Consider the following 4798-nt stretch of genomic DNA (forward strand, 5'->3'; position numbering starts at 1 on the left):
ACTTCGGGGTTGAATTCGCGAGTAAGCTATCGCGTTGTTTTTTAATTGCTCTCTCAGTTAATGAATACCTGATGTAAATTCAAGGAATTTGATATCAAAAATAGGACATAGATCAAAAAAAACCGCCTACAAAATGATGAGGCGGTTTTTAGTTGGGATCTAATTTGTGTAATTCTTGGCGCTTTTAATTGTTTTATTGAATTCACTAAGGAGTGAGCCATAATCTATTTCAGTTTTAATATTGTACTTTTCACTAAGGTTATTTAGCTCGCTCATAGTAAGCGTAGCAGATGATGAGAAATTAGGCTTTGCAACTACATAACTTTCATCAATAAGCATTACCCCTTTGAGCTGATGGAGTTTAATATAACGCTCGATATAAGATGCCAGCTCTGCAGGTGTAGCCCCCTCTGATGTAATGCGCTTTGAAATCTCTTCTGGATTAAACGTTTGAACTTTCGCATAACCTGCAAGTAAATCAGTTATCTCAATCATCGATTTTTCGCTTACTGCTTTTGTGTAAGATACACCGGCGGAAAATGCTAAGGCTGACATAACTAGGCTTATTAGAATCATTTTTATATAGTCATTCATTGTTTAATCACCTAATTTGAGTTTAGTGCCAGATAGCACAGCGAATGTAATTGAACGTCCCGGTGATATCTCAATTACAGGGTGAATCTGTTCTGCTAAAGCGATGTAGTATTCAGCTAGTCTATCCATAGCATCAGCTGAGCCTTGGAACACACCAGCGGAAGCAACGGAGCCTAAGTCTACTGATTCCCATACCGCTCTATCACCACCAGACGTATTGATTGATGTAGTTCGTTGAGGTGCAACAGCTTTAGAAATGCCACTCATAAATCCAGCTGCCATAGAGCCTTCTAAGAGGTTGCCATTTTTGCTTACAAGTCTGCCGGCTATACCAAGTTTGCCATCAAAGTCAGAAACTGCATTCGCTTGAATCGCGCTTTCAACACTCTTACCGTCATTACGTACACATGTAATTGATTGTGCTCGGATATGCGCTCTTTCGCTTGATAAATCCCCGATTGCTTGGCCAATAACGTGACACTCGCGAATATCTAAAGTGAAATGGTTAGGTAAGATAGCTTCTTTTTTAACTCGGATTACAACCGGCATAGGAGAAGACTTGGCTGCAAGCTGTGTTGGAGCATCCAAACCAGTAAGTAAAACACCAGAGAAAAATGAGCCTGCAGGCAAGTAAACAACACCCTCGTCAGAATCAATTAGTCCACCTTCATTTGGATCGCTTTTCTTTTGGACCTCTTTTTCAGGTTTTAGACTTTGTTGTGTGATCAACAAATCTTTTTGCTGCTTTTCTTCAACAACACCCGAACTCTTAATACTTCGAACGCTGCGTTGGGTAATAGTTCTAATTACACGGCCTTCGATGTATGGTTTTGCAGTAACAAGCTGAGTAGGGGTTCTGTCAAAGACCCTCTCATCGTACTGTTGTGGTGCATCAGCTATAGCTTGTTGCCCTTGCTCTGCACCAGAGTATGAAGTGTTGTAATTTGAGCGTGAGCCACCATTTGATTGTCTATTATGTTGGGTGTTTGCATATGCTCTATCGCGCACTTCCAGTTGGCGCTCGTAATCTTTCAATTTTAGCGTCAGGTCATCAATGCTTTGCTGCTGTTGCTGAACCATCTCAAGTACACGCTCTTTTTCTGTATATACCTCACGTTCTTTTCTGCGAATTGAGTCTACAGACTTATCATAGATTTCGTCGAATTCGTTTTTATCGATGTTAGCAATGCTTTCTGAATCAAATAGCCCGCGTACTTTACCCTTTCCATCAAGGCGGTCTTCAGCTTGTCTTGCTGCAATTCTGTCCTGCAAACTGGTTTTATTATCATTAGAAGACATCGACTTATAACCAAAGAACGCAATAGGAATAATCACCAGTATTGCTGCAAACTTTCTAACTTTGGGATTTTCCCATTGTTTTTTAATGCTCATTTCCACCAGCCTTAGTTGATTACACGAGGACGTTTAGAGTTAGTGTTAACAATGCTTTGGCGCAATTTGTCTCGCAGGATATAAACTTCTGTTGCTTCGCCAGGTTGAAGTAGTGATTTGTTGTAAATGGCAACGGCCATAACATCACGTGACTCGCACATTTGTTCACGAATTGTATAGGGGCGTGTAGTTGTATTTTGGACTCTGACTACATCAACAACTTCTCTTGGACCGACAATTCGCTGTAGTACTTGCTGACTAATGGTTAATCCGCAAGGTTGGTGCATCGCTTTTGATACATCATGAGAAAGTGAAAAACCTTGTGGTATTTCACCTTTACCAACAGGTTTTAGAATTTGCTTAATACGCGCTACTCGATCTGTTTCAACATTTGCGACGTGGCCTTCAGTTAAAGACGCTTCAGCTAAAGCTTCTTGCTCTTTTATTTCCGCTCTGTGGTTTGCGCCTTTGTATTGCATCGTTTTTGAAAGATTCACATCGACATTTACAACAACCGGCATCGCTTCCATTGGTACCAATGTAAGGTTAATCATTGACTCTGGAACACCTTCTTCAAACAACATTAAAGCAACAGGCTTAAGTGAGTTTAAAGTGATGTATAAACGGCCATCTTCTAATTCAATGACTGATTCTTCGTCATGGGTTCTAGCAGCAACCATCTTAAAATTAGTTATGATTGGATTCGTCAAGCCGACAGCTACAGGTACAGCGATATTAGCGCCCGGTTCAAGATTTCTAAGGTTTTGGGTTGGCTTGTATTTTGATTTAACGATATCTAGGAATGAGTACCCATTACCTGAACGAATTGACTGTGCAGTTTGTGGCTGCTGGTACTGGTCAAAATCAGCTTCATTCATCATTCCGTTTGGTTTTACGTTATCGGCAATTTGATTGATTTCATCTTGAGGGGAGACTGTTTTCATTACAGGCTCGCTTCGACTATCTAATTTAATACCGTTTTTTGCCGCTTCGAATATAGCTTGCTTTGTAACCGGAATAGGTTGTTCATTTACTACCTCTGTTGGTAGCTTGAATGTATCGCTTGGATTTTCAGTTGCATCATTAGCGAAGGTGAATGTACTAGACGCACAACCAATGGCTAAAAGTATTGATTTCATTTTCATCTAGTTGCTCTCCTGTTGTTCTTTCGCTTTCAGATCTTTTGCAGCTTCTAGCACCCCTATCTCTAGTTCACTGTCATAGTAAGGTTGCGACTCTAAAGTTCCCGGTTCAGCATCGCCACGCGCTTCCATTGCTTGTTTTCGCTTTCTTGGGGTGCCCGGATATTGATCTAAGTGGGTCATTTTAGGTCTTCCATTTCTAGCGGTGATCTTAAATTCGTAGCTCCACTTCGTATCTGCTTTAGGTTCTCCACCAATAAAAGTGATTTTTTGGCCCCAAATGGTGATTAAATCAGTTTCAGGCTCATGAATTAGGTCGTCGGCAATAAAAACTTGTCGTATATCACGCATTTTTATCATTTCAGCTTGCTTATCTAGCATTGGCTCGATTTCAACTTGTAGTTGTGGAGATAACATTTTCATCATTATCTTTTTTACAAAGTCGATATTTTGCGAGTTAATGTTACCTATTAGAGTAGAAACGCTGTAGGCCCATGCTTGTTGGTAATTCTGGTTAGCTTTATCGCCTTGAATTGTAAGCTCACCAAAGTAATTCTGTTCTGGGATGACAACGACTTCACTGTCTTTGAAAAACAGTGTTAAAGCGCTTAGAGCAACTGTAATGGATAAAAATAGGTTAGCTACTCGGCTTATGTTGTTAGATGCAACCATCGATTTGAAGCTTCGAACTGAAGCGGATTTATCATCAAGCATTTTCTTGCCTTAGCGGTGGTATGAACGTTTTACTGGATCTGCAATTGATTTGCTGTGATTGGTTAAGATGAACCCATAAGACCAAAGCTTGTGTTTAACATAGGCTTTTGGGAATCGGCCTTTAACCTTTTGAGAGATATAAATGTATGCCATGGCTAGGCATACAAGGATAAAGGTCTGTTTTGTCACCATGCCAATCGCTACCGCGGCCATCAACGGTATTACTTGTTCTTTAGTAAATACAAACAAGATTAATAACGGTTGGTTGATGTGGGTCTTACAGCGGTAGCGATTGGGCGTTTCCATGTTTTAAAGCACTCCAACTGAAGCAGTTAGGAAGTACTCAACAGCATCTTGTGCATTTGCAAATAGCAGTGCGATAAGGAATGCACCCACACAAGTAGCATAGTTCTGCTTCATAATGCCTTGGAAAGCAGCAAAGCCAAATGTGAAAATTGAAATGATGATGCCAGGTGCGCCGGTTAACCAGCCAACTACTTCATTGTAAACTCCGTAAAGGAAGTCACCAGAAGTGGGGGCCGCAGCCATTACGCCTTGTGAAATTAATAGAGCTAAAGAGATTACCATCAGTGAGATGGTCGCTTTTTTAGCAGTAGACATTTTTTTAGTGATTGTTGGTGCTTCAACAATGTTTGATTGGTTGGTTAGTTCCATTTTTAAACCTCTTAAGAGTTAATGTTCAACGTTAAAGTCGAATTAATCTTAAACTCTTAAAAACAGCATAAAGCCGGATTTTTATTTAAATTTGAATAAAAATTAAGGAACTCGATTCTGAACATTAGGCTTGCGCAATCTCACCCTTTCAAGGGCGAGTCAAGTAAGAGGTAACTAGTCTTTTTTCTGACTTAAAGCGCGTGAAGTTTTTACGGCTCTTTCACTTGGCGGTGTGTTTTGATTTTCAATGTACTGCTTAATTACAACCAAACACCCCCCGC

6 protein-coding genes are annotated in these 4798 nt (G+C 40.3%); all 6 read right to left on the reverse strand.

The window, feature by feature from the left end; translation table 11 throughout:
* Nucleotides 1-159: 159 nt before the first annotated feature.
* Genes CWB80_RS18610 through CWB80_RS18635 form a run of 6 tightly spaced genes read right to left on the reverse strand, consistent with a single transcriptional unit; the run spans nucleotide 160 to nucleotide 4517 of the window.
* Complete coding sequence (locus tag CWB80_RS18610) at nucleotides 160-594, reverse strand: hypothetical protein (protein ID WP_055022199.1); 435 nt, start codon at nucleotides 592-594, stop codon at nucleotides 160-162.
* 3 nt (nucleotides 595-597) lie between these two features.
* Entirely contained in the window at nucleotides 598-1986 is a 1389-nt protein-coding gene (locus CWB80_RS18615) for a TraB/VirB10 family protein (RefSeq protein WP_138601333.1), read from the reverse strand.
* 11 nt (nucleotides 1987-1997) lie between these two features.
* A complete protein-coding gene (locus tag CWB80_RS18620; RefSeq protein WP_138601330.1) occupies nucleotides 1998-3131 on the reverse strand; it encodes a TraK domain-containing protein in 1134 nt (377 codons plus the stop codon).
* A complete protein-coding gene (locus CWB80_RS18625; protein ID WP_138601327.1) occupies nucleotides 3132-3842 on the reverse strand; it encodes a TraE/TraK family type IV conjugative transfer system protein in 711 nt (236 codons plus the stop codon). It lies immediately after the preceding gene.
* A 9-nt stretch (nucleotides 3843-3851) separates the two neighbouring features.
* Nucleotides 3852-4148, reverse strand: a complete 297-nt coding sequence (locus CWB80_RS18630; RefSeq protein WP_138601325.1) for a type IV conjugative transfer system protein TraL — start codon at nucleotides 4146-4148, stop codon at nucleotides 3852-3854.
* A gap of 3 nt (nucleotides 4149-4151) precedes the next feature.
* A complete protein-coding gene (locus CWB80_RS18635) occupies nucleotides 4152-4517 on the reverse strand; it encodes a hypothetical protein (protein ID WP_138601322.1) in 366 nt (121 codons plus the stop codon).
* Between the last annotated feature and the right edge of the window lie 281 nt (nucleotides 4518-4798).

It is taken from the genome of Pseudoalteromonas sp. S1650, assembly GCF_005887195.1.
Taxonomy (GTDB): Bacteria; Pseudomonadota; Gammaproteobacteria; order Enterobacterales; family Alteromonadaceae; genus Pseudoalteromonas; species Pseudoalteromonas simplex.

Excerpts from the sequence above, each read along its gene's own strand:
- CWB80_RS18610 (WP_055022199.1), bottom strand. The coding sequence starts at position 594 with ATGAATGACTATATAAAAATGATTCTAATAAGCCTAGTTATGTCAGCC.
- CWB80_RS18625 (WP_138601327.1), bottom strand. The coding sequence starts at position 3,842 with ATGCTTGATGATAAATCCGCTTCAGTTCGAAGCTTCAAATCGATGGTT.
- CWB80_RS18615 (WP_138601333.1), bottom strand. The coding sequence starts at position 1,986 with ATGAGCATTAAAAAACAATGGGAAAATCCCAAAGTTAGAAAGTTTGCA.
- CWB80_RS18635 (WP_138601322.1), bottom strand. The coding sequence starts at position 4,517 with ATGGAACTAACCAACCAATCAAACATTGTTGAAGCACCAACAATCACT.
- CWB80_RS18620 (WP_138601330.1), bottom strand. The coding sequence starts at position 3,131 with ATGAAAATGAAATCAATACTTTTAGCCATTGGTTGTGCGTCTAGTACA.
- CWB80_RS18630 (WP_138601325.1), bottom strand. The coding sequence starts at position 4,148 with ATGGAAACGCCCAATCGCTACCGCTGTAAGACCCACATCAACCAACCG.